18 protein-coding genes and 1 pseudogene are annotated in these 23224 nt (G+C 70.3%); 8 read left to right on the top strand and 11 right to left on the bottom strand.

The features are described from left to right. From TSO352_RS10885 to TSO352_RS10865, 5 genes and pseudogenes are all read right to left on the bottom strand, one after another. A pseudogene (locus TSO352_RS10885) lies at nt 1-243 on the bottom strand (NADP-dependent malic enzyme); the annotation flags it as partial. A gap of 150 nt (nt 244-393) precedes the next feature. After that, nucleotides 394-2928, bottom strand: coding sequence for an extracellular solute-binding protein (locus TSO352_RS10880; RefSeq protein WP_109107322.1), 2535 nt, complete (start codon nt 2926-2928; stop codon nt 394-396). Beyond that, on the bottom strand, nt 2918-3592 hold the full coding sequence (locus TSO352_RS10875) for a response regulator transcription factor (protein WP_109107321.1): 675 nt from the start codon (nt 3590-3592) through the stop codon (nt 2918-2920). The genes TSO352_RS10880 and TSO352_RS10875 overlap by 11 nt, the downstream gene beginning before the upstream one ends. Before the next feature lie 155 nt (nt 3593-3747). After that, complete coding sequence (locus TSO352_RS10870) at nt 3748-3954, bottom strand: MbcA/ParS/Xre antitoxin family protein (RefSeq protein WP_109107320.1); 207 nt, start codon at nt 3952-3954, stop codon at nt 3748-3750. A gap of 84 nt (nt 3955-4038) precedes the next feature. After that, complete coding sequence (locus TSO352_RS10865; protein ID WP_109107319.1) at nt 4039-5412, bottom strand: PLP-dependent aminotransferase family protein; 1374 nt, start codon at nt 5410-5412, stop codon at nt 4039-4041. Nucleotides 5413-5651: 239 nt separating this feature from the next. Here TSO352_RS10865 and TSO352_RS10860 point away from each other — a divergent pair, with 239 nt between their 5' ends. The 3 genes from TSO352_RS10860 to TSO352_RS10850 all read left to right on the top strand — a co-directional run bounded on the left by TSO352_RS10860 (nt 5652) and on the right by TSO352_RS10850 (nt 10250). Further along, the gene (locus TSO352_RS10860) at nt 5652-6935 is read left to right on the top strand and encodes a hydroxymethylglutaryl-CoA reductase, degradative (RefSeq protein WP_109107318.1); all 1284 of its coding nucleotides are present in this window, start codon (nt 5652-5654) and stop codon (nt 6933-6935) included. Nucleotides 6936-7007: 72 nt separating this feature from the next. Beyond that, nucleotides 7008-8237, top strand: coding sequence for an ABC transporter substrate-binding protein (locus TSO352_RS10855; RefSeq protein ID WP_109107317.1), 1230 nt, complete (start codon nt 7008-7010; stop codon nt 8235-8237). 168 nt (nt 8238-8405) lie between these two features. Beyond that, nucleotides 8406-10250, top strand: coding sequence for a DEAD/DEAH box helicase family protein (locus TSO352_RS10850; RefSeq protein WP_109107316.1), 1845 nt, complete (start codon nt 8406-8408; stop codon nt 10248-10250). 282 nt (nt 10251-10532) lie between these two features. Here the strand turns inward: TSO352_RS10850 and aqpZ are convergent, their stop codons facing one another. Next, on the bottom strand, nt 10533-11273 hold the full coding sequence (aqpZ, locus tag TSO352_RS10845) for an aquaporin Z (protein ID WP_109107315.1): 741 nt from the start codon (nt 11271-11273) through the stop codon (nt 10533-10535). Nucleotides 11274-11588: 315 nt separating this feature from the next. On the opposite strand from aqpZ, the gene TSO352_RS10840 reads away from it, so the two are divergent. Next, a complete protein-coding gene (locus TSO352_RS10840) occupies nt 11589-12848 on the top strand; it encodes an AGE family epimerase/isomerase (protein WP_109107314.1) in 1260 nt (419 codons plus the stop codon). Between the two features lie 18 nt (nt 12849-12866). Here TSO352_RS10840 and TSO352_RS10835 read toward each other — a convergent pair whose 3' ends face one another. From TSO352_RS10835 to TSO352_RS10815, 5 genes are read right to left on the bottom strand one after another with little or no spacing between them, the layout of a single operon-like run. Further along, nucleotides 12867-13820, bottom strand: a complete 954-nt coding sequence (locus TSO352_RS10835; protein ID WP_109107313.1) for a phosphatidate cytidylyltransferase — start codon at nt 13818-13820, stop codon at nt 12867-12869. After that, nucleotides 13817-14479 (bottom strand): lysophospholipid acyltransferase family protein, encoded by a 663-nt coding sequence (locus tag TSO352_RS10830; protein WP_109107312.1) that lies wholly within the window; start codon nt 14477-14479, stop codon nt 13817-13819. The genes TSO352_RS10835 and TSO352_RS10830 overlap by 4 nt, the downstream gene beginning before the upstream one ends. Beyond that, a complete protein-coding gene (locus tag TSO352_RS10825; protein ID WP_247872021.1) occupies nt 14476-15138 on the bottom strand; it encodes a CDP-alcohol phosphatidyltransferase family protein in 663 nt (220 codons plus the stop codon). Before TSO352_RS10825 ends, TSO352_RS10830 begins: the two co-directional genes overlap by 4 nt. Then, nucleotides 15138-18551, bottom strand: a complete 3414-nt coding sequence (locus TSO352_RS10820; RefSeq protein WP_109107310.1) for an acyl-[ACP]--phospholipid O-acyltransferase — start codon at nt 18549-18551, stop codon at nt 15138-15140. Before TSO352_RS10820 ends, TSO352_RS10825 begins: the two co-directional genes overlap by 1 nt. Next, a complete protein-coding gene (locus TSO352_RS10815; protein WP_109107309.1) occupies nt 18548-19156 on the bottom strand; it encodes a TetR/AcrR family transcriptional regulator in 609 nt (202 codons plus the stop codon). The genes TSO352_RS10820 and TSO352_RS10815 overlap by 4 nt, the downstream gene beginning before the upstream one ends. A 201-nt stretch (nt 19157-19357) precedes the next feature. Here TSO352_RS10815 and TSO352_RS10810 point away from each other — a divergent pair, with 201 nt between their 5' ends. The 4 genes from TSO352_RS10810 to TSO352_RS10795 all read left to right on the top strand — a co-directional run bounded on the left by TSO352_RS10810 (nt 19358) and on the right by TSO352_RS10795 (nt 22952). Further along, complete coding sequence (locus TSO352_RS10810) at nt 19358-20863, top strand: PAS domain-containing sensor histidine kinase (RefSeq protein WP_247872020.1); 1506 nt, start codon at nt 19358-19360, stop codon at nt 20861-20863. Nucleotides 20864-20885: 22 nt separating this feature from the next. Continuing rightward, nucleotides 20886-21560 carry a response regulator transcription factor gene (locus TSO352_RS10805; RefSeq protein ID WP_109107307.1) on the top strand — a complete coding sequence of 225 codons (675 nt, stop codon included), beginning with the start codon at nt 20886-20888 and terminating at the stop codon, nt 21558-21560. A gap of 123 nt (nt 21561-21683) precedes the next feature. Next, nucleotides 21684-22073 carry a response regulator gene (locus TSO352_RS10800; RefSeq protein ID WP_109107306.1) on the top strand — a complete coding sequence of 130 codons (390 nt, stop codon included), beginning with the start codon at nt 21684-21686 and terminating at the stop codon, nt 22071-22073. 150 nt (nt 22074-22223) lie between these two features. Further along, complete coding sequence (locus TSO352_RS10795) at nt 22224-22952, top strand: helix-turn-helix domain-containing protein (RefSeq protein WP_109107305.1); 729 nt, start codon at nt 22224-22226, stop codon at nt 22950-22952. Nucleotides 22953-23224: the final 272 nt, after the last annotated feature.

Below are 23224 nucleotides of genomic sequence, written 5' to 3'. Positions count from 1 at the left end.
GTCGCCGAGGCCGAGCACGGCGGTGCCGTTGGAGATCACCGCCACCAGATTGCCGCGCGCCGTCACCTCGGCGGCACGGGCCGGATCGGCGACGATGTCGTGGCAGGCGAAGGCCACGCCGGGCGAATAGGCCAGCGCCAGATCGCGCTGGGTCATCATCGGCTTGGTCGGCACGATCGCCAGCTTGCCCGGCTTGCCGCGGCGATGGTAATCGAGCGCACGTTCCTTCAGATCGCCTGACATGGGTTTCCTCACTGTTGGCCGTATCGCGGAATGACCATCGGCGACGACGCGATGAAGACGCGGTCGGCCCAATCGAGAAGGTTTGTCCGCCTTCTTTCCGCCGGATGACGAAGTCTTGGCTTTATAGGCGCGGTAGCTGTCGGAAGCCTGTCAGTAGCGGTTGGTGATCATCTGCCACTGGCGCAGGAAGCGGGCGCGCTTGGTGTCGTCGAGGAAGACGAGCAGGCCGGGGCCCAGCGTGGTGTGCTGGAGCGGGCCGTTCAGCTCGGCCATCAGATGCGCGACCGAGAAGGGACCGTCGACCGCCGGGGAGATGGCGTAGAAGGGCGTGTTGTTGGCGACCTGCGCCTGCCCCTCCGGCGACAGCAGATAATCGATGAACAGCCCGGCCAGCCGGGCGGCGGCGGCGCCCTTCGGGATGGAGGCGACGCGCGCGGTCACCAGCGTGTAGTCGCTCGGCAGCACGATCCCGATCGGCGCGCCGGCGAGCTGCCGCGCCCGGGCGTAGGACCCCAGCAGGTTGTAGCCGATCAGTTGCTCGCCGCGGGCGATGGCGTCGAGCATCTCGCCCGTGCAGCAGGACTGGTGCACGTGCCGATCGGCCATCGCGTCGACCAGTTGCCAGAACTGGCTGTTCAGGACGGAATCCTGGGCGGCGAGCAGATAGCCGATGCCGCTCTGGACGATGTCGTAGGTGACGACGCGGCCGTCATAGACCGCTTCCTTGTCGCGGATCAGATGGATCAGGTCGTCGCGCGTGCGCGGCACGTCGGAGGGCGGCACCCGGTCGCGGTTGTAGACGATGACCGCCGGTTCCTGCGCGAAGCTGAAGGCCTCGTCGCGCCAGTTCGCCCAACGCGGCAGCTCCGCCGTCGCCGCCGAAAGGTGCCGCTGCGTGTAGCCGTCGTTGACCAGCTTCACCTGGAGGTCGGCCGACGAGCTGATGACGAGGTCCGGCAGGCGGTCCCTAGGGTGGACGACGCTGTCGTACAGCTCGACCGACGTCACCTCGTCATACTCGACGGCGATGCCGGGGTGGCGTGTCTGGAAATCGAGGATCAGCCCCTCCATCGCCGCCTGATCGGTGGTCGAGGCGATGGCGAGGACGGCCACCTGCGTGCCCTGGGAGGGATAGCTGATGCGCTTGGCGGCGCTCTCCCCCGGCCAGAGCAGGATCGTCGACAGCGCCAGGAGGACCACGGGCAGCCACAGCCGTTCGGGCGTGGCTTGGTGCCGGCCGTCCTGCCCGCCCTCCGGTGGGGGCAGGTGGCAGGTTTCGCACAGATGCTCGCGGGGGAAGGCGATGCGGGCGATCAGGCCGCCGCCGGGGCGGTCGACCAGCGAGAAGGCGGCGCCATGCCCGTCGGCGACGGCGGCGACGATGGCGAGGCCGAGACCACTGCCGACCGTTCCCGCCGCCGAGCTGCCGCGGCCGAAGCGGCTGAGCACCTTCGGCTTCTCCTCGTCCGGGACACCGGGACCACGGTCGGCGACCTCCACCAGCGGGCCGTGCTCCGCGGTGGCGGAGCGCAGCCGGACCTCCACGGCGCCGGCGTCGCCGCCGTATTTGACGGCGTTGTCGACGAGATTCACCAGCGCCTCGCGCAGGATGACCGCGTCGCCGCAGACGGTGACGTGGTCGGTGCCGTCCTGGTCGATGCGCAGCGTCGTGTCCTCGGCGATGGCGGCGGCGCGCTGCACCACCTGCCGCACCAGGACGGTGAGATCGACGAATTCGGGGTGCAGGGCCTCGCTACGGTGGACGACCATGGCGTGGCTGAGCAGCTGGGTGGTCAGCTCGCTTGCCCCGACGGCGTTGCGGTGGATGCGGGCGACGATGCGGTGCAGCCGTTCGGGGTCGGTTTCCTCCGACGCCAGCTCCGACTGGGAGCGCAGCGCGGCCAGCGGCGTGCGGATCTGGTGCGCCATGTCGGCCAGGAAGGTCTTGGTCGATTCCAGGTTGCCGTGCAGGCGCGCCATCAGCGTGTTGATGGCGCCCAGCAACTGGCGGACCTCCGCCGGGGCCGGGACGTCGATCGGGCTGAAGTCGCTCGGCCGCCGCGCGTGGATCAGCCGTTCGAGGAAGCCCAGCGGTGCCAGCGCCTGGCGGACGCCGAACCACACCAGGCCGATGCTGACCAGCATCATCAGCATCATCGGCAGGAAGGAGTTCATGAAGAAGCCGCGGGCCAGCGTGTCGCGCTCCTCCCGCGTCTGGGCGACGACGATGGTCACCCAGTTGGCCCGGCGGGCCTGGACGATCAGGTGGCCCAGCGCCACGATGCGCACCGGCTCGCCGCGGTAGACGGCGTCGGAGAAGTCGGCGGTGTCGTCGCGCCGCGGCGAGCCCGGCAGGTCGCCGTAGCCGATGATGGCTTTGCCCTCGGCGTCGAGCACCTTGTAGAAGGCGCGGTCGCGTTGCGCCATGGCGAGGATGCTGAGCGAGGAATAGGGCAGGTCGACCAGCAGGGCGTTGTCCTCCACCCGCACCGCGTCGACGATCGACAGCGCCGAGGCCAGCAGCAGCTTGTCGAAGGCGCCGTCGGCGGCGCGCTTGGCGTCCATGCGGATCAGCAGGAACAGCCCGGCGGCGACCAGCGCGAGCACGATGACCAGCCGGACCATCAGCCGCCGCTGCAGCGATCCGGCGGCCGTCCGATCCGATGCGGGCCGGTCAGGCGCCATTCTTCTGTTCCGCGACGTAGCCCTGGCCGTGCAGGGTGCGGATCACCACCGACGCGCCCTCCAGCTTCTTGCGCAGGCGCGAGACGTACAGCTCGATGGCGTTGGGGGCGACCGGCTGGTCGAGGCTGCACAGCCGGTCGATCAGCGTGTCCTTGCTCATCACCTTGTTCAGGCTGGACAGGAACAGCTCCAGCAGGCGGAACTCGCGGGCGCTGAGGTCGATCGGCTGGCCGTCGATGGCGACCTTCTTGGTGGAGGTGTCGAAGCTCAGGTTGCCGAAGACCTGCTCGGAGGTGGCGATGCCGTGATGGCGGCGCAGCAGCGCGCGGCAGCGCGCCTCCAGCTCGCGGAAGTCGAAGGGCTTGACCACGTAATCGTCGGCGCCGAGGTCGAGCGCGTCCACCTTGGTGTCGACGCGGGAGCGGGCGGTGACCACCAGAACGGGCGTGTCGTCGCCCTTGCGCCGCAATTGGCGCAGCAGCGTCTGGCCGTCCGGACCGGGGAGCATCAGGTCGAGGATGACCAGCTGGTAGCGCTCGGTTGCCAGCAGCTCTTCCGCCTGATAGCCGTCGGCGGCCCAATCGATGGCGTAGCCGTGCTTGCGCATCCGCTGGATGATCGCGTCGGCGAGGTCTTCGGTATCTTCCACCACCAGGATGCGCATGACGCTCGGCTCCGGCCTCAGGAACGGCGCTTTCGGGGCAACGGGAGGGAAGGCTTCCGTTGCCCAAAGCTTACAACAACGCCAGCATGCCATGGAGTGCTGTCGTCATCCTGTCGTCCGCCATCCTTCGTGCCCGGCCGTCCTGGCCGTGGCGGTCAGACGCGCTCGTCGAGTTCGATCCGGCGCAGGCAGTGCAGGACCTGGACCAGACCCTCGGTGGTTTCCGCCAGCTCGCCCGGCTTGGCGCCGAGATCCCTGTCCCGGCATTGCAACCACTCCATGGCGCGTTCCGGCGTTCCCCACACCTCGACCGCCCGGTCGAAGACCTTCACGCTGCCAAGCAGCCAATCGGAATTCATCATGATCCAGCCTCACACACGAGACGCACTGTTGTTTCCGGGCCGATCCTAACCGCCACTCCTGTCGCAAACCTGTCGCCCCGTCCGTCACAAGAGCGCGAGACGGTCGCCGAGGAAGGCGAGGAAGCGCGGGTCGTCGGCGTAGGCGATGTTGATCCGCAGCGCCGGCGTGGTCGTCGTCCGGGCCGGCAGGAACAGCGTGCCGGGCGCCAGGAAGATCCCCTGCTCCGCGGCCTGGCGCACCAGTTCCGCCTCGTCGATGCGGTCGGGCAGCTCGCCCCACAGGTAATAGCCGCCGGGGGCGGCCGGCGGCAGCCGCACACCGACGCGGGTGAGTGCCAGCGTCGCCTGTTCCGTGTGCTCCTCGATCCGCGTCTTCAGCTTGCGCAGGTGGCGGAGATAGTGGCCCGACGCGATGAAGGCGTAGACGATCCGCTCGACATAGTCGGAGGTGCTGACGACGGTCAGCATCTTGACGTCGCACAGCCGGTCGATCAGCGGGCGTTTCGCCGCGACATAGCCGACGCGCAGGCTGGCCGACAGCGTCTTGGAGAAGGTGCCGACATAGATGACCCGGTCCAGTTGGTCGAGCGCGGCGAGCCGCGGGCTGGCGGCGGGCAGGACGTCGGCGAAGGGGTCGTCCTCGACGACGTACAGGCCGTGCTGGTCGGCGATCCGCAGCAGGCGGTGGGCGACGGCGGGCGTGATCGAGCCGCCGGTCGGGTTGTGCGCCAGCGACTGGGTGAAGAACAGCTTCGGCTTGTGGGCGGCGGCCTTGGCGGCGAGGTCGTCGAGGTCGGGACCGTCATGGCGCCGCTGGACGCCGACGATGGCGATGCGCGACAGCCGGAGCTTGCCGAACAGCGGGTAGTAGCCGGGGCTGTCGACCAGCACGGTGTCGCCCGGCTCCAGCATCTGGCGGGCAACGAGGTCGAGCGCGTGGTTGGCGCCCTGGGTCAGCAGGATCTGGTCCGGCGACGCCTTGATCGACCGCTCGCCGAGCGACAGCGCCAGCCGTTCCCGCAGCGGCAGGAAGCCCCAGGGCGAGCCGTAGCCGTGTTCCGGCGCCAGGTTGCGGGTCGCCGCCAGGAAGCGCGGGTGGCCGCCGACCTCGAACCGCTCCATCCAGGACGGCGGCGGCCGGCCGTCGCCGATGCGCACGGCGTAGCTCTGCACCAGCTGCTCGCGCAGCAGCGACACGAAATCCACCGCCTCGGCGACATGGGCGGGCTGTTGCCCGGCCGCCGCGCGGCGGACGCGGGCGACGTAATAGCCGGACCCCGGCTTGGCCTCGACATGGCCCAGCGCCACCAGACGGTCGTAGGCTTCGGCCATCGTGTTCTTGGAGACGCCATGCTCGACGGCGCCGGCCCGCACCGACAGCAGGCGCTCCCCCGGTTTCAACAGGCCGTCGCCGATCAGGCCGGCGATCCTGTCGACAATGCTCCCCACCCGCGTCATCGCGTTCCCACCACGGTGTCCCACCGAATGCGCTGGTACAGTGTCCCGGAGAATCCGGCAAACTGTCCCTTGTGCCGTCCCTTTGTATCACTGATCATTCCACTTACGAACGGTGCCGGTGGGGTCGCCCCGCGGTGTCGGTCGTTCCACCGGCACCCGACCTCGACCCCTCTGCGGGCGCCGCCATGCGCGACGCCGGAGGGAGGGGTGTACCCGCAAGCGCACGACAGGGTTCAGGAATGATCCATCCCAACCGCAGTTCCCGCATCTCCGGATTCCACAGGAAATCACCGGCGGACCGTCTGGCGATCGTTTCCGACTTTGCCGGCCTCGACGCCGCGGCCGCGGCGCGGCTGTCGGACACCGGGAACCTGGATCTGGGTCTGGCCGACCGGCTGGTCGAGAATGTCATCGGGTCGATGAACATCCCGCTGGGGATTGCGACCAACATGAAGATCGATGGCGAGGACCTGCTGATCCCGATGGCGACGGAGGAATCGTCGGTCGTCGCCGCGGTGTGCAACGCGGCCCGGCAATGCTACGACGCCGGCGGCTTCACCACCTCGATGTCCGGCACGCTGATGATCGCGCAGATCCAGGCGGTCGAGGTCGCCGACCCCTACGCCGCCCGCCTGCGCATCCTCGGCCGGCGCGACGAGATCAAGGCGGTCTGCGACGGCTGCGACCCGGTGCTGCTGACCTTCGGCGGCGGCTTCCGCGACGTCGAGGTCCGCGTGCTCGACAGCCAGAGCGGGCCGATGCTGGTGACCCACCTGATCGTCGACACCCGCGACGCGATGGGCGCCAACGCGGTCAACAGCATGGCGGAGGCGCTGGCCCCGCACATCGCCGCCTGGACCGGCGGCCGGGTCTATCTGCGCATCCTGTCCAATCTGGCCGACCGCCGGCTGGCGCGGGCGCACGCGGTGTGGCCGCTCGACCAGATCGGCGGCGCAGCGGTGCGCGACGGCATCGTCAGCGCCTATCACTTCGCCGCCGCCGACCCCTACCGCGCCGCCACCCACAACAAAGGGATCATGAACGGCGTCAGCGCCGTCGTGCTGGCGACCGGCAACGACACCCGCGCGGTGGAGGCCGGCGCCCACGCCTACGCGGCCCGCAGCGGCCAGTATGGCAGCCTGACCCGCTTCGAGGTGACCGCCGACGGGCAGCTCAGCGGCTCCATCGAACTGCCGATGGCGGTCGGGCTGATCGGCGGCGCCACCAAGGCGCACCCGACGGCGCGGGCCTGTCTGGCGATCCTCGGCGTCACCAGCGCGGAGCGCCTCGCCCGCGTCATCGCCGCGGTGGGGCTGGCGCAGAACTTCTCGGCGTTGAAGGCGCTGGCAACCACCGGCATCCAGAAGGGCCATATGGCCCTGCACGCCCAGAACATCGCGATGATGGCCGGCGCGGTCGGCGACGAGATCGACCGCGTCGCCGCCATCCTGGTGGCGCGCGGCACCGTCCGCCAGGACGTCGCCCAGGCGGTCCTGGGCGAGTTGCGCGGGACCGGCGGCTGACGGCGCCGCCTTGCGCCGCCGACGAGCACCAAGAAAGACAAGCACCAAGAAAGACATAAGGGGAGGAAGGGCATGATGAAGACCGCAAACAGCTTGGCCGGGACGGCCGCGGCAAGCCTCGTCGCGCTGCTGATCGGCATGGCGCCGGCGTCGGCCGAGATCGCGTCGCACCGGGTGAAGCTGGGGGTGCTGACCGACATGAGCGGCTTCGCCTCCGACAGCACCGGCCGGGGGTCGGTGGTGGCGGCGGAGCTGGCTGCGGAGGATTTCGCCAAGGAACTGCCCGGCGTCACCATCGAGGTGATCCACGCCGACCACCAGAACAAGCCCGACATCGGCGCCGCCACCGCGCGCCGCTGGCTCGACCAGGAGCATGTCGACGCGATCCTGGACGTGCCCTTCTCGTCGGTGGCGCTGGCGGTGAACGAGGTGACGCGCAACTCCAAGACGGTCTTCGTCGCCTCCGGTCCCGGCACGACCGAACTGACCGGCCCGAAATGCTCCGCCAACACCATCCAGTGGACCTACGACACCTGGGCGCTCGCCAACGGCACGGCGCGCGCGGTGACGGAGGCCGGGGGCAAGCGCTGGTTCTTCCTGACCGCCGACTACGCCTTCGGCCACGCGCTGGAGCGCGACGCCTCGGCGGTGGTCAAGAGCCTGGGCGGCACCATCGTCGGCGGCGTCCGCCACCCGCCCAACGCGGCCGACTTCTCCTCCTACCTGGTGCAGGCGCAGGGCAGCGGCGCCCAGATCATCGGGCTCGCCAACGCCGTCGGCGACACCATCGGCTCGGTCAAGCAGGCGACCGAGTTCGGCATCACCGGCGGTGGCCAGCGCCTGGCCGCGCTGCTGATGCAGTTGAGCGACGTCGCCGCCGTCGGGCTGAAGGACGCCCAGGGGCTGTACCTGACCGAAGCCTTCTACTGGGATCTCAACCCCGGAACCCGCGCCTTCGCCGACCGCTTCGCCGCCCGGATGGAAGGGCGCCGGCCCACCGGCAACCAGGCCGGCGTGTATGCGGGGGCGCTGCATTACCTGAAGGCGGTCAAGGCGGCCGACAGCACCGACGGCGCCGTCGTCGCCGCCAAGATGCGGGACCTGCCGACCGACGATCCGCTGTTCGGCAAGGGCAGCGTCCGCGTCGACGGCCGGGCTGTCCACGACATGCTGTTCTTCGAGGTCAAGTCGCCCGCCGAATCGAAGGGGCCCTGGGACTTCTACAAGCTGGTCAGGACCATCCCCGGCCCCGACGCCTTCCGCCCGCTGTCCGAGGGCGGTTGCCCGCTCGTCACCAAGTGAGGTGGGCGCGTTACCGCCACCGTTCGGGGTAGGCGGCTCCGATCGCCGCCCCCAACCGGGGGCGGCGCTAACCCCGATGGGAACCACACCCTTCGATTGAACCGAAGACCGCGGACTCCCGGCAATTTAGGCTTGCTCCTCCGTTGTGCCACAACACAGCAGGATGGAATGCCGCAGCTGAGAAGCCACCAGCATCTGGTCAGCGCCATCGCCCAGGCCATCGCCCAGCGGCAGACGGAGGTCCGCGACGTGCTGGCGGCGGTGACGCCCGGTGGGGGGAAGTCGCTGCTGCCGGTCATCATGGGAGCGGCGCTGCATCGGGCGCAGACGATCGACCGGGTCTGCTGGATCGTTCCGCGCGACAGCCTGCGCCAGCAGGCGGAGGAGGCGTTCGTCGATCCGCGCTGGCGTGAGGCACTGGGGCACAGCCTGTCGCTGCGCGCGGCGGAGAACGGGAAAGACCTGTGCCGCGGCCTGCAGGGCTACGTCACGACCTACCAGGCGGTGGCGGCGGCGCCCGACCTGCACCTGCAGGAGTTCCGGCGCCATCGCTACCTGCTGGCGGTGGACGAACTCCACCATCTGCCGGCGGTCTTCGACACCGACCGCATGGCGGCGCTGGAGGAGGAAACCTCGTGGAGCCGGTCGATCCTGCCACTGCTGGAAAGCGCCGCCGCGCGGCTGCTGATGAGCGGCACGCTGGAACGGGCCGACGGCCGTCCCATCCTGTGGCTGCCCTACCGCGCGCCGCATGGCACGCGCAAGGTGCGGGAGATCGACTTCAAGGCGCCGGGCTGGGCCGTCGTCGGCTATTCCCGGCGTCAGGCGCTGGCCGAGGAGGCGATCCTGCCGGTGACCTTCGGCGCGATGGACGGCACCGCGTCGTGGCTGGACGCCGCGCGGACCAACCGCTGGGTCGACGCGCTGTCCAAGGCCGGCGAGAACACGCGCGACGCCCTGTTCACCGCGCTGCGCACCGGCTTCGCCCAGGCGATGCTGCGCGAGGCCTACCGCTCCTGCCGGGAGCACCGGGCCCGGCGCCGGGCGGAACTGAAACTGCCGCCGGACCGGGATGGGCAGGGACTTGGGCTGGGCAAGCTGCTGGTGATCGCGCCCGACCAGGACACGGCGCGCCTCTACCTCGACACCCTGCGCGGCTGGATGCCGAAGGAGCAGGCTGGGCGCATGGCGCGGCTGGCGATTTCCGACCAGCGCGACGCGCAGGAGGTGGTGGCCGCCTTCCGCCTGCGGCCGGAGCCGGCGGTGCTGGTGTCGGTGGCGATGGCCTATGAGGGGCTGGACGCCCCCGCCATCACCCACGTCGCCTGCCTGACGCACATCCGCTCCCGCCCCTGGCTGGAGCAGGCGATCGCGCGGGCGACGCGGGTGGATCCACAGGCCGGCGCCTACAAGCAGCAGCGCGCGCTGGTCTACCACCCGTCCGACGCGCTGTTCGAACGCTTCCGCACCATGGTCGAGACCCAGCAGGGCACCCGCGCCATGGTCAAGACGCGCCGCCAGCCGGAGCTGCCCTTCGAGCGCGCGAACGCCGAGCATGAGCCGGAGATCATCCCGTTGGAATCCAACGCCACGGCGCTGCGCTTTGCCGTGGTGGCGCCGGGGCCCGACTTCGGCGCGCAGACGCGCGACCATGGCGAGCTGCCGCTGACGCCGAGCGCCGCGGAGCATCACCTGCGCCAGCGCATCGGCCAGCTCGTCGCCGCCCAGGTGATCGAGGACGAGGACAACAACCTCGTCGCCGAGGGGCCCACCGGCTATCACATCTACAACGCCGTGCTGAAGCGGCTGATGAAGAAGGCGCGCTCCGAGATGACCCTGTCGGAGCTGGAGGCGACGATCGGCTGGCTGGAGCGCAACCGGCTGTCCGACCACCGCCACCTGATCGCCGACGACCCGCAGTTCCAATGGTCGAACCGCCGCAAGGGACAGGCCCGGCGCGTGCCCAACCTGATGCCGGCCGCGCCGCGGCGGCGACCCTCGACGCGGCCTTGAGCGGTGGCTATGGCAGGACGGAAACCAGAAGCAGGCCGAAATAGACGCCGACGAAGAGGCCGAGGACGATGCCGTAATCCTCGTCGGTCATCGGGTTGGAATCGGGGTCGAACTGCCGCATTGGGTACACCTTCCTCGTCGCTGTCCGGCCTGAATAACAGTCGACAGGTGGAAAGTGTTGCGACCAGGGCGTGACCTTGCTTGTCCCTGCCGGACAAGGTTCGGGCCGCGGTGCGACGACCGCGGCCCGTGAACCGGCCTCGATCCAGGCGGATGGGTCGATCAGGTGGAGGTTTTCGCTTCGCCGGTGATGGCGGGTTTCTCCGGCATCTCTTCCGCCAGGGCGCGGTAGGCCAACCCGCCCGCCACACCGCCCAGCAGCGGCGCGACCCAGAACATCCAGAGCTGCTGCAAGGCCCAGCCGCCGACCACCAAGGCCGGGCCGGTGCTGCGCGCCGGGTTGACCGAGGTGTTGGTGACCGGGATGCTGATCAGGTGGATCAGGGTCAGGGCCAGACCGATGGCGAGCGGCGCGAAGCCCGCCGGGGCCCGGCGGTCGGTCGAGCCGAGGATGACCAGGACGAAGAAGAAGGTCAGCACCACCTCGATCAGCAGGCCCGACGCCATCACGTATTGACCGGGCGAATGCGCGCCGTAGCCGTTCGCGGCGAGCCCGTTCGTTGCGAGGCTGTAGTCGGCCTTGCCGATGGCGATGACGTACAGCACCAGCGCCGCGGCGAAGCCGCCGACGACCTGGGCGACGACGTAGGGCAGGATGTCCTTGGCCGGGAAGCGCCCGCCCGCCCACAGGCCGACGGTGACCGCCGGGTTCAGGTGGCAGCCGGAAATGTGCCCGATGGAATAGGCCATCGTCAGGACGGTGAGGCCGAACGCCAGGGACACCCCGAGCAATCCGATGCCGACCTGCGGGAAGGCGGCGGCCAGCACGGCGCTGCCGCAGCCGCCGAAGACCAGCCAGAAGGTTCCGAGAAATTCGGCTGACGTGCGCCGGGCCATGGTCATGGCACCCTCCCAAAACGATCGTTGATGGGGATTGGCCGGGCTTCGCCGGCCCCCTCCAGAATAGATCCGCCCCGGCTTGGGCACGGCACACGCGAACGGACACGATGCCTGTTCGAAAGAACAGGTGCCCCGATCCCCTCATGATCACCGCTGCGTGCCGCGCGGGTGCGCGGGATCCGCCGCATCGTCCGTTGGCCCATCAATGGGGTTGCGCGCGCGGCGAAGGACGGGCATGCAGAAGGGCGCTGGCGGAGCCGCACAGCACGCGGTCCCGCAAGGCAGCCCCCGATCAGAACGAGATCAGGAAGACCGATCATGCCGTCCTACGCCCTGGCTCCCGACGCCCCCCGCTGGGTGACCCTTCCAAGCCACCGCCAGTGGCTTCTCGGTCAGGCGGATGCGCTGCTCGGCTTCTTCGATAGGCGGAGCATCAACGCGCTGGGCGGCTTCCACGATCTCGACGCCCAGGGACGGCCGATGCCGGTCGGCGAGCCGGCGGGTGCCCGTCCCGGCCGGGCGATCCACGTCACCGCACGGATGGTCCATTGCTATTCCATCGCCCGCCTGATGGGCCGCCCGGGCGCCGACGCGATCATCGACCACGGCATGGATTTCCTGTGGAACGGCCACCGCGATCCGGTCAACGGCGGTTACTTTTGGAGCGTCGGCTACGGCCAGCCGACCGACGACACCAAGCAGGCCTACGGCCACGCCTTCGTCCTGCTGGCGGCGTCGAGCGCCAAGGTTGCCGGCCATCCCGACGCCGACCGCCTGCTGACCGACATCACGACGGTGCTGGCCGAACGCTTTTGGGAGGACCGCCACGGCGCGGTCGCCGAGGAGTTCACCGCCGACTGGAAGCCCTACGACACCTACCGCGGCCAGAACTCCAACATGCACCTGACCGAGGCGCTGATGGCCGCCTTCGAGGCGACCGGCGATTCCCATCACCTCGCGATGGCCGAGCGGATCGCCGACCTGGTGGTGCGCCGCCACGCCGCCGCCAACGGGTGGCGCCTGCCGGAGCATTTCACCACCGAATGGGAACTCGACCGCGCCTATTCCGGCAGCCCGATGTTCCGGCCCTTCGGCACGACGCCCGGCCATTGGCTGGAATGGGCCCGGCTGCTGGTGCAGCTGTGGGAACTCGGCGGCCGCCGGCTCGACTGGGCGCCCGACGCCGCCAGGAGCCTGTTCCTCCAGGCCGTCGCCGACGGCTGGGACGCCGGGAAGGGTGGTTTCTACTACACGCTGGAGTGGGACGGCTCGCCGCGCATCCGCGACCGCTACTGGTGGCCGTGCTGCGAGGGCATCGGCGCCGCGGCGGTGCTCGGCGCGATCGATCCCGATCCGGTCTTCGAGGCGTGGTACCGCCGCATCTGGGACTTCGCGGCGGCCCGGCTGATCGACCGCGACCATGGCGGCTGGCACCCCCAGCTCGACGCCGACCTGCGGCCGAACGCCTCGCCCTTCTTCGGCAAGCCGGACCTCTACCACGCGCTGCAGGCCTGCCTGATTCCGTTGCTGCCCGCCACCGGCAGCATCACCCGCGGGCTGGCCACCGTGGGGGTGTGATGCCGGCGCCGCACCCGCTCAGGTGAACCAATAGCGCGTGAGGTGGAAGAACAGCGGCGCCGAGAACACGACCGAATCAAGGCGGTCGAGGACACCGCCATGCCCCTCGATCAGGGTGCCCCAGTCCTTGACCCCGAGGTCGCGCTTCATCGCCGACAGGACGAAGCCGCCGAAGAAGCCGGCTGTGACGATGACCAGCGACATGCCCGCCGCCTGCAGTGGCGAGAAGGGCGTGATGACGTGCAGCCCGGTGCCGATGGCGACGGCGGTCAGCCCGCCGCCGACCAGCCCCTCCACCGTCTTCGACGGGCTGATGCCGGGCGACAGCCGGGTCTTGCCCCACAGCTTGCCGAAGACGTACTGGAACACGTCGCTCAACTGCGCCACCGTCATCAGGTAGAGCAGCAGCAGGGCGCTGGGCAGCCGGTAGCCGGGAATGTCGAGCCACAGCAGGGCCGGCGCGTGGCTGGTGCAATAGACCGCCAGCATCAGCCCCCACTGCGCCTTGGCGGTGCGGGTTAGGAAATCGGTGGTGTCCGCCCCCAGCACCGACAGCGAGGGCAGCGCCATGAAGACGTAGACCGGGATGAAGATCGAGAACAGCCCGTACCAGCCGATTCCGATCAGCCAGTATTGCAGCGGCACGACGACGAAGAAGGACAGGAACAGCCCGGCATGGTCGCCGCGCCGGGTCGGCGTCAGGGTGATGAACTCGCGCAGCGCCAGATAGGACAGCAGGGCGAACAGCACCAGCGTCACGACGCTGCCCAGCAGCATCGCCGCCGCGAACAGCGCCACCATCACCCACCAGGAGCGGATGCGGGCGTTCAGGTTGCGCACGGTGTCGCGGCCGGCCGGGGTCTGCACCCGGCGGGCGAGGACGGCGCCGATCACGGTGGCGACGGTCAGCAGGGCCAGGGTCCCGCCCGCCAGCCAGAGGAACAGCGGGTCGGTGTTCGTCACGATGCTCATTGGGCGGTCCGTTGGCTGGCAGGTTGGGAAGCGGACTGGGATTTCGGCTGGGACAGGGACACCAGCGCCTCGCGCGCCCGTTGCAGGAACGCCGCCTTGTCCTCGCCGTCGACCGGCGGCAGCGGGGCGCCGAAGCGCATGGTGCAGATCAGCGGCACCAGCAGCGGCATGCCCTTCGGCATCACGCGGTGCAGGTTCTCGATGAAGACGGGAACCAGCTCGGCGGCCGGCACCCGTCGGGCGAGGTGATAGAGGCCGCTCTTGAACGGCGCCACGGTGCCGTCGCCGCGGGTGCCCTCGGGGAAGAGGATCAGCGACTGCCCGCTTTCGAGCACCGCTGCCATGGCGTCCATCACCTCCGCCGTTGCCTTTCCCGTGCGGTCGACCAGCAGTGCGTTGAGGCAGCCCACCGCCACCGCGCGCCGCAGGGCCGAGCCGCCCCAATAATCGAGCGCCGCCACCGGGTGCGTCCGCGCCCGCAGTTCCGCCGGCAGAGCGGCCATGACGGCCAGCGTGTCGAGGTGGCTGGTGTGGTTGGCGAAGTAGATGCGCGGGACGTCGGCGGGGGCGCAGCCCTCCCAGCTTGCGCGGGCGCCGACCAGCAGGCGGGTGAGGCCCAGCAGGCCGTGGCGAAGCGCCGGTTGGACGAGGGGGATCATGACCGGGCCTCCGGACGATGGCTTTCCAGACGCTGGACGTTCAGGCGGCGGGCGATGCCGAGCGTGCGCGTCGCGGCGGTGAGCAGGCTGCCGCCCATGATGATCCAGCCGGCGGCGAGCAGGCTGAAGCGCGTTCCCCACAGCGTGTGCTCCACCGCCTGGGCGAGCAGGGCGACGGTGAGGGCGGCCATGCGACGCTGCTTGGCCATCACGCCGCCGAAATCCTGCGCCAGCCCCAGCGCGCCGCCGAAGACCCGGACATAGGCGGTCAGCATCGCCGCCAGCGCCGCCGCCCAGCCGAGCCAGGGCAGGCCGACGGCGTAGCCCAACGGCACCAGGAAGGCGGTGTCCGCGACGCGGTCGGGGATCTCGTTGTAGAGCGCGCCGACGGGCGAGCCCTTGCCGCCCTCCACCGCGACCATGCCGTCGAGCAGGTTGCACAGCAGGCGCAGTTGGACGCAGAGCGCCGCGGCGATCCAGGCGGCGACGCCGCCCTGCAGCAGCAGCGCGCCGCCGATCGCCGCCCACACCGCCGACAGCAGCGAGATCTGGTTGGGCGTCACCGACGTCCTGGTCAGCCCCGCCGCCAGCCGCTGTGCCCAGCGGGCCGAGCGGGTGGCGATCGGGCGGCGGTCCATTCCAATAGTGGTGTTCTCCATCACGCGGCCTCCGTGGCGGCGGCCCCGGCGGCGAACCGCGTCACGGCCGGATAATCGGTCTTGCCGGTGCCCAGCAGCGGGACGGCGTCGATGCGCAGGACGTCGCGCGGGATGGCGATCTCGGGCGCTCCCCGGGTCCGGGCGGCGCTGACCAGCGCGTCGCGAGGCAGCGCGGCGCTGGTCGTCACCAGCACGATCCGCTCGCCGCGCTTGGCGTCGGGCAGGGCGACCGCGGCGTGCCCGGAGTCGGGATCGGCGAGGCTCGCCAACTCCTCGACGAGGCCCAGCGGGATCATCTCGCCGGCGACCTTGGCGAAGCGCTTGACCCGGCCGACGATGCGGATGAAGCCGTCGCCGTCGATCTCGACGATGTCGCCGGTGTCGTGCCAGCCGTCGGGCGGCGGCTGGATCACGCCGGGGCGGTCGGCGTGCAGGTAGCCCTTCATCACGTTCGGACCCCGCACGCGCAGCCGCCCGCCGGTCTCGACGCCCGGCACCGGCACCAGTTCCGTCTCGATGTCGGGCAGCGCCTGTCCGACGGTGCCGGCGCGGAAGCGGGCGGGGGTGTTGACGGCGATCACCGGCGCGGTCTCGGTGGTGCCGTAGCCCTCCAGCAGATGGACGCGCAGCCGCTCGGTGTAGACGCGCCGCGTCTCGTCCTGGAGCCGCTCCGCCCCGGCGAAGACGAGGCGCAGCGAGCGGTAGTCGTAGGGGTCGGCCGACCGCGCCCAGGCGTTCAGGAAGAAGTCGGTGCCGAACAGCACCGTGGCGTTGGTCTGGTAGACCAGCTCCGGGATCAGGCGGACATGGCGCGGGTTGGGATAGAGCACCGTCTTCACGCCGTTCAGGATCGGCAGCAGCATGCCCCCGGTCAGGCCGAAGGAGTGGAAGGCGGGCAGGCAGTTGAACACCACGTCCTGCCGGTTGAAATCGACCACCGACGCCACCTGCGCCATGTTGGCGAGCAGGTTGCCGTGGCTGAGCGCCACGCCCTTGGGCGGTCCCTCCGACCCGGAGGTGAAGAGGATGGCGGCGACGTCGTCGCTGCTGCCCTGCGGCGGCAGCAGCCGGTCCGGCGCCACCAGCGCCGCCAGCGCGCGCAGCTTGTCGCCCAGCCGCAGCCCGCGCTTGACCTCCTCCAGATGGATGATGGCGTGGTCGGCGGCCAGCGCCTCGACCAGGGCGCCGAGGCGGGCCTTCTCGATGAACTGGGCGGAGGTGACGATGCGGCGCACCCCGGCGGCGCGGCAGGCGGCCTTCACCGACTCCGGGCCGGCGGTGAAGTTCAGCATCGCGGCCGGCCGGCCATGGGCGGCGAGGCCGAAGAACACCGCCGCCGTCGGCGACGCCGTCGGCAGCAGCACGCCCACCGCCTCGTCCCGCTCCGTGCCGCGCGTCAGGATGCGGCCGAGCACCAGCGCCCGCGCCGCCAGCGCCCGGTAGGACAGGGTGGAGAAGTCGCCGTCCTGGACCGCATCCTCCCGCGCGCCGGTCTTGGCCCGGGCCTCGAGCAGGGCCAGCATCAGCGTCTCATGCCGCGGGCGGGCGGCGAAGACGCTCTCCGTCATCACCCGCGACAGCCAGGATTTCAGGGCGGCGCGCCGCTTCTTGCCGACCAGCCCGCTGACGTCCGGCGGCATCACCGGCGGCAGCACGGTGATGGTGATGCGCGGGAACAGGCCGAGCCGCAGCCGGCCCTGCATGCGCGACAGGATCGAGCGCTGGGCGCCCTCGATGCAGACCGGCACCACCGGGCAGCGCGCCTTGTCGGCCAGCATGCCGGGGCCGCCGTTGATCTTCATCAGCGAACCGGTGACGGTGATCCGCCCTTCCGGGAAGATGCAGACCTTGTCGCCGTCGGCCAGCGCCCGGGCCAGGACGCGGGTGCCCAGCGGGTTGGTCGGGTCGATGGTGACGTGGTCGGCGATCGCCAGGAACGGCTTGACCAGGGCGAGCTTGGCGATGTGGGTGTCGACGGCGAAGCGCATCCCCGGCAGGAAGGCGGCGAGCAGCGCGCCGTCCAGAAAGGACTGGTGGTTCGGCGTCACCACGGCGGCGCCGTCAAGGCCGGTCAGATGCTCCGCCCCGCGAACCTCGACGCGGAAGGCCAGTCGGAAAAAGGCGCGGAAGAGGCCGCGCAGCAGGGCCTGCGCATCGACGGCGAGCGCCATGACGACGGCGACCAGCATGCTCGCCCCGCCCCAGGCGGCGACCGCTAGCGGCGACAGGCCGAGCGCCAGCATCGCGGCGGCGGCGGCCGAACCGGCGACCATGTAGAGGGCGTTCACCACGTTGGCGGCGGCGATGACCCGGGCGCGGGCCGTCACCGCCGCCCGGTGCTGGATCAGCGCGTAGAGCGGCACGGCGAAGGCGCCGCCGGCCGCCGCGATGATGAACAGGTCGGCCAGCAGCGGCAGCGCCCAGGGCTGGGCCAGCAGCGCCAGCGGCGACAGCGGCTCGGCCGCGGGGACCGCCGGCGTCAGCAGGGGCAGGGCGGCGCCGGCCAGGGCGGCGACCAGCCCGGCCAGCGCGGCGCGGCCGGCGTCGGTGGTGGACGGCGTGTGGTGGCTGAGGCCGGCCAACACCGAACCGACGGCGACGCCGATGGCGAACACCGCCAGCAGCAGCGTGGCGCCGCCGCTGTCGGTGCCCAGCGTTTCGCGGGCGATGGAGGGGAACTGCGCCATCACCACGGCGCCGACGCCCCAGAACACCGAGATGCCGTGGATCGCCCGCATCGACGCCTTGTCCCCGGCGACGGAGCGCAGCACCCGCGCCGTCACCGACACCGGGTTCAGCCCGACGCGCACCGCCGGGTCGGCGTTGCCGGCGCGCGGGATGAACAGCGACGCGACCAGCCCGAACACCGCCGAGGCGGCGAGCATCCCCGGCACCGCCCAGGGGTGGAGCAGGGCGAGCGAGCCGCCGGCGATGGTCCCCAGCAGGATGGCGACGAAGGTCCCGGCCTCGACCAGCCCATTGCCGGCGGTCAGCTCGGACGGGTCGAGCAGGTCGGGCAGCAGGCCGTATTTGACCGGCCCGAACATCGTCGAATGGGCGCCCATGCCGACCAGCGCGATGATCAGGACGGGCAGGTCGGCGGTGACGATGCCCCAGGAGGCCACGGCCATCAACCCGATCTCCGCCAGCTTGACGGCGCGGGCAACCAGCGTGCGGTCGAAGCGGTCGGCCAACTGGCCGGCGGTGGCCGACAGCAGCAGGAAGGGCAGGGTGAAGGCGCCCGCCGCCAGGGTGGAGATCATCGCCCCGTTCAGGGCGCCGCCGCCAGACACGCCATAGACCGCCAGCACCGCGATGGCGCCGCGCAGGACGTTGTCGCCGAAGGCGCCGAGGAACTGGGTCAGGAACAGCGGCAAAAAGCGCCGCGAGGCGAGAAGGGCGGGGGCGCTCATTGTCCGGCTCCGGTCCTGGAGGTGGCGATGCCGGTGAGGATCGCGTCGGCGATGGGCCCGGCGAGGGTGGAGAGCGCGGCGGTCTGCCGGCCGTAGACGTGCGACTGCACGTTCAGGACGATGGCGCCGATGACGATGTGGGCCAGCGCCTCCCGGTCGGCCGGCACGATGCTGCCCTCGGCGATCCCGTCGGCGATGATGCCGCCGATCACGTCCACCGGCGTCTCCTGGTCCTTCGGCACCAGCGGCAGCGATTCGTGCTGGGACAGCAGCAGGAAGCGGGCGCGGTCGGGGGCCGCCTCCACCAAGTCGAAGGCGTGGCCGATGACCCGCCGCAGCCGTTCCGGCGCCGGGCCCTGGCCGGACGCCTCCCGCAGGGTCTGGGACATGGCGGTGTATTCCGCCGCGAACAGGTCGGCCGCCAGCTCCTCCTTGCTCGGCCAGTGGCGGTAGAGCGCCCCCTCCGACACCCCGGCGGAGCGGGCGATGTCGCGGACCGTCGTCGCCTTCACCCCCTTCTGGGCGAACAGTGCGATGGCGGCGTCCCGGACCTTGTGGCGGACATCGAGGTGACGGGCATCGGCGTGAGGAACATCGGCGGGCACGGCGCGCCTCCCTCTGTGAATGAATGTTCACTCACACGGTGACGAAGCCATTTTGGAAGCGCAACGGCAAAAAAGGATGCCTCGCGTTTTTCGTGCCCCGTCGGACCGGACCGGACCGGCGGCGGGGGCCGCATTGGAGCCTTGACCAACGGTTGCACTCAACTACTCTGATGATGGAAACACAGAGTTTGAGGATGGGACGTGGCCGACGATATCCGGGATGAAAGCCTGGACACTCCATCGCAGTTCCGGGCGATGCTGAACACCGTCCCGGACGGGATCGTCATCATCGATGCCCAGGGACGGATACGGACCTTCAACCCCGCCTGCGAGCGCCTGTTCGGCTGGACCGCCGGCGAGGTGATCGGCCGCAACGTCAAGATGCTGATGCCGTCGCCCTACCAGGAGGAGCATGACGGCTATCTGGAGCGTTACCAGCGGACCGGCGAGCGCCGCATCATCGGCATCGGCCGCGAGGTGACCGGCGCCCGCAAGGACGGCAGCTGTTTCCCGATGGACCTGTCGATCGGCGAGGCGACCCAGGACGGCCAGCCGGTCTACATCGGCATCATCCGCGACCTCACCGAACGCAAGCAGGCCGAGGCGGCGCTGCGCGAGCGCGAGGCGCGTCTGGCCTCCATCCTGCAGACGGTGCCCGAGGCGATCATCGTGATCGACGAGAAGGGGCTGATCGAATCCTTCAGCCCGGCGGCGGAGCGGCTGTTCGGCTATCCGCCGTCGGAGGTCGTCGGCCGCAACATCAACATGCTGATGCCGTCGCCCTACCGCGAACAGCATGACGGCTATCTGGAGCGCTACCAACGGACCGGCGAGCGGCGGATCATCGGCATCGGCCGCGTCGTCTCCGGCCAGCGCCGCGACGGCTCGGTGTTCCCGATGGAGCTGTCGGTCGGCGAGGTCCTGCTCGGGGGCCAGCGCCGCTTCACCGGCTTCGTCCGCGATCTCACCGAACGTCAGGCGACGGAACGGCGCCTGCAGGAGTTGCAGGCGGAACTGCTGCATGTCAGCCGGGTCAGCGCCATGGGCCAGATGGCCTCCACCCTGGCGCACGAGCTGAACCAGCCGCTGACCGCGGTCATCAACTACGCCAGGGCGGCCAAGCGCCTGATGGACCGGCCCGAAGGGGTGGCCAAGGCGATGGACATGGTCGACAAGGCGAGCGCCCAGGCGGCGCGGGCCGGACAGATCATCCGCCATTTGCGCAGCTTCATCGAAAAGGGCCAGACCGAGCGTTCCGCCGAGTCCCTCAACAAGGTGGTGGAGGAGGCGAGCGCCCTGGCGCTGGTCGGCGCCAAGGCGATCGGGCTGCATGTGCGGTTCGATTTCGACGCCGCCGACCCCCGCGTGCTGGTCGACAAGGTCCAGGTCCAGCAAGTCATCCTCAACCTGGTCCGCAACGCGATCGAATCCATGGCGCAGAGCGAGCGGCGGGAGCTGACCATCCGCACCGGCGTCGAGCCGGACGAGCCGGAGTTCCGCCGCATCACCGTCAGCGACACCGGCCCCGGCGTTCCTGACACGGTGCGGAGCCAGCTGTTCCAGCCCTTCGTCACCACCAAGACCAGCGGCATGGGGCTGGGGCTGTCGATCTGCCGGTCGATCGTCGAGGCCCATGGCGGACGCCTGTGGCTGGAGCCCCCCACGGTGGGGGCGACCTTCGCCTTCACCGTTCCTCTCGCCGACTGAGACCACAGCGATGCCTTCTGAGATGACGACCGATCGGACGGTGTTCATCGTCGACGACGACGAAGCGATCCGCGATTCGCTGTCGGCCCTGCTGGAAAGCGCCGGCTTCCAGGCGCAGAGCTTCGCCAGCCCGGTCACCTTCCTGGAGTCCGACGCCCCGTCGCGGACCGGATGCCTGCTGGTCGACGTGCGGATGCCGCGGATGAGCGGTCTGGAGGTGCAGGAGCGGCTGGCCCGGGACGGCCACCGCATGCCGGTGATCGTGATGACCGGCCATGGCGACGTGCCGCTCGCCGTGCGCGCCATGAAGGCCGGCGCCGTGGATTTCGTCGAGAAGCCGTTCGACGAGGACGTCCTGCTCGCCGCGGTCCGCTCCGCCCTCGACCAGGCGGCCGACCGGGTGGCGGAAAGCCGGCAGGACGCCGGCGATCATCCGGCCGCGGTCCCGGACCCGCCGGCGCCCGCCGTCCCGCCGGAGATCCTGGCCCGCGTCTCGGCGTTGACGCCGCGGGAACTGGATGTGCTGCGCTGGCTGGTGGCGGGGCGGTCGAACAAGGTCATCGCCCACGAACTGTCGATCAGCCCCCGCACGGTGGAAATCCACCGGTCCCGCGTCATGGACAAGATGCAGGCCGACAGCCTGCCGTCGCTGGTGCGCATGGCCATCGCCGCGGGGGTTGCGCCGGGCGGCGAGTGATCTGCATCAAAACCACCGCTCATACGCAATGGTCCGTATATCGGTCTCATCCGCCGCATTTTATGTTCCATGACGCGCCGCACCGCCGGTGCCGTTGCGCTTGCATGAAATCCGGAGGCTGCCATGGATCAATCGGGCGAAGGGATCGTCCACATCATCGATGATGATGAGCCGGTCCGTGACTCCATGAAGGCCCTGCTGGAGGCCTTCGCCTTCGACGTGCGGGACTTCTCGTCCTGCCGGGAGTTCCTCGACCAGTTCGACGGCAACCCGCGGGGTTGCCTCGTCCTCGACCTGCACATGCCGGTGATGAGCGGCCTGGAGTTCCTGGAGCGGCATCACGACGACCTGCACGGCCTGCCGGTGATCATGGTGTCCGGGCGCGGCGACGCCGCCACCTTTTCCCGGGCGAAGGACGCCGGCGTCATGGCCGTGCTGGAGAAGCCGTTCGACGAGGACCAGCTGATCGACGCCGTGAACCGCCTGATGGCGCCGGCGCCCAGCGCCTCCTGAGCCGACCCTTCAAACGTAGGTACACTTACGTACGCAAACTTCCTTAGGTACATTACCGAACTGCACAGGGCGGTGGACGCCCGGTAGGGTCCGATCATCAAGCGCACGCCGGAACGAACCGGACCGCACCCGCAACGGCCGAGGCCCACCATGTCCACGCACGCCGCCATCGCCGCCCACACCAGCCGCACCGTTCCGGGCTATCTGGCCTCGGTGATCGCGATGCCGTCCGCCGCGGGCGTGCTGCCCTCCACTCCGCCGCGCACCAGCGCCGACCCGCTCGCGACGCTCGGCCACAGCAAGGTTCTCGACCGCGGCACGACGGTCTTCACCGAAGGCGACGCGGCCGGTGCGGTCTTCCGCGTGCACAGCGGCGTGATCCGCCTGCACAAGATGCTGCCCGACGGCCGCCGGCAGATCATCGGTTTCCTGCACACCGGCGACATGATGGGCTTGGCCTTCGCCGACCAGTATCTCTACACGGCCGAAGCGGTGACGGCGACCACGGTCCAGCGCATATCGCGGGCGGAGCTGGAGGCGGTGATGGACGCGCAGCCCGGCTTCGCCCGCAAGCTGCTGTCGGCGACGACCTCCGAGCTGATGGCGGCGCAGGACCAGATGCTGTTGCTCGGCCGCAAGACGGCGTCGGAAAAGCTTGCCTCCTTCCTGCTGCGCCTGAGCGCCCGCACCACCGCCGGCCGGATCGTCGACCTGCCGATGAGCCGCTGCGACATCGCCGATTACCTGGGGCTGACCACGGAAACCGTGTCGCGCACCGTCACCAAGTTCAAGTCCGCCCGGCTGATCCGGATCCTTGTCGACGGAAAGCTTGAACTGCTCGACCATGATGCCCTGACCGACCTCGCCGGCGGCTTCTGACCCGCCCGCCGCAAGGCGCCGTCGCGCCGATCGCTCTTTTTCTTTCACGAACGGACCGAACGCTGGGGCGCCGCGCCCCGGATCGCCGCCGCGCGCGTTGAGCGCGCCGCCGTTCGTGACCACCAACACCGTGCCGTGCCGCAAGCCCGCCCGACGGTGAGGCCGGCGGCACCGGGCGCACCCCCGCGACGGCTCCGACGAGCGCCGCGACCAGCCTATGGATGATGGCCATGACCGTGACGAACCTATCCGACCTGAACGCCCTGATTGCA

Origin of the sequence: Azospirillum sp. TSO35-2, assembly GCF_003116095.1 — a bacterium.
Classification (GTDB): Bacteria; Pseudomonadota; Alphaproteobacteria; order Azospirillales; family Azospirillaceae; genus Azospirillum.
The sequence above is the reverse complement of the archived record's forward strand: the minus strand, read 5'-3'. Positions and strand labels throughout refer to the sequence as shown.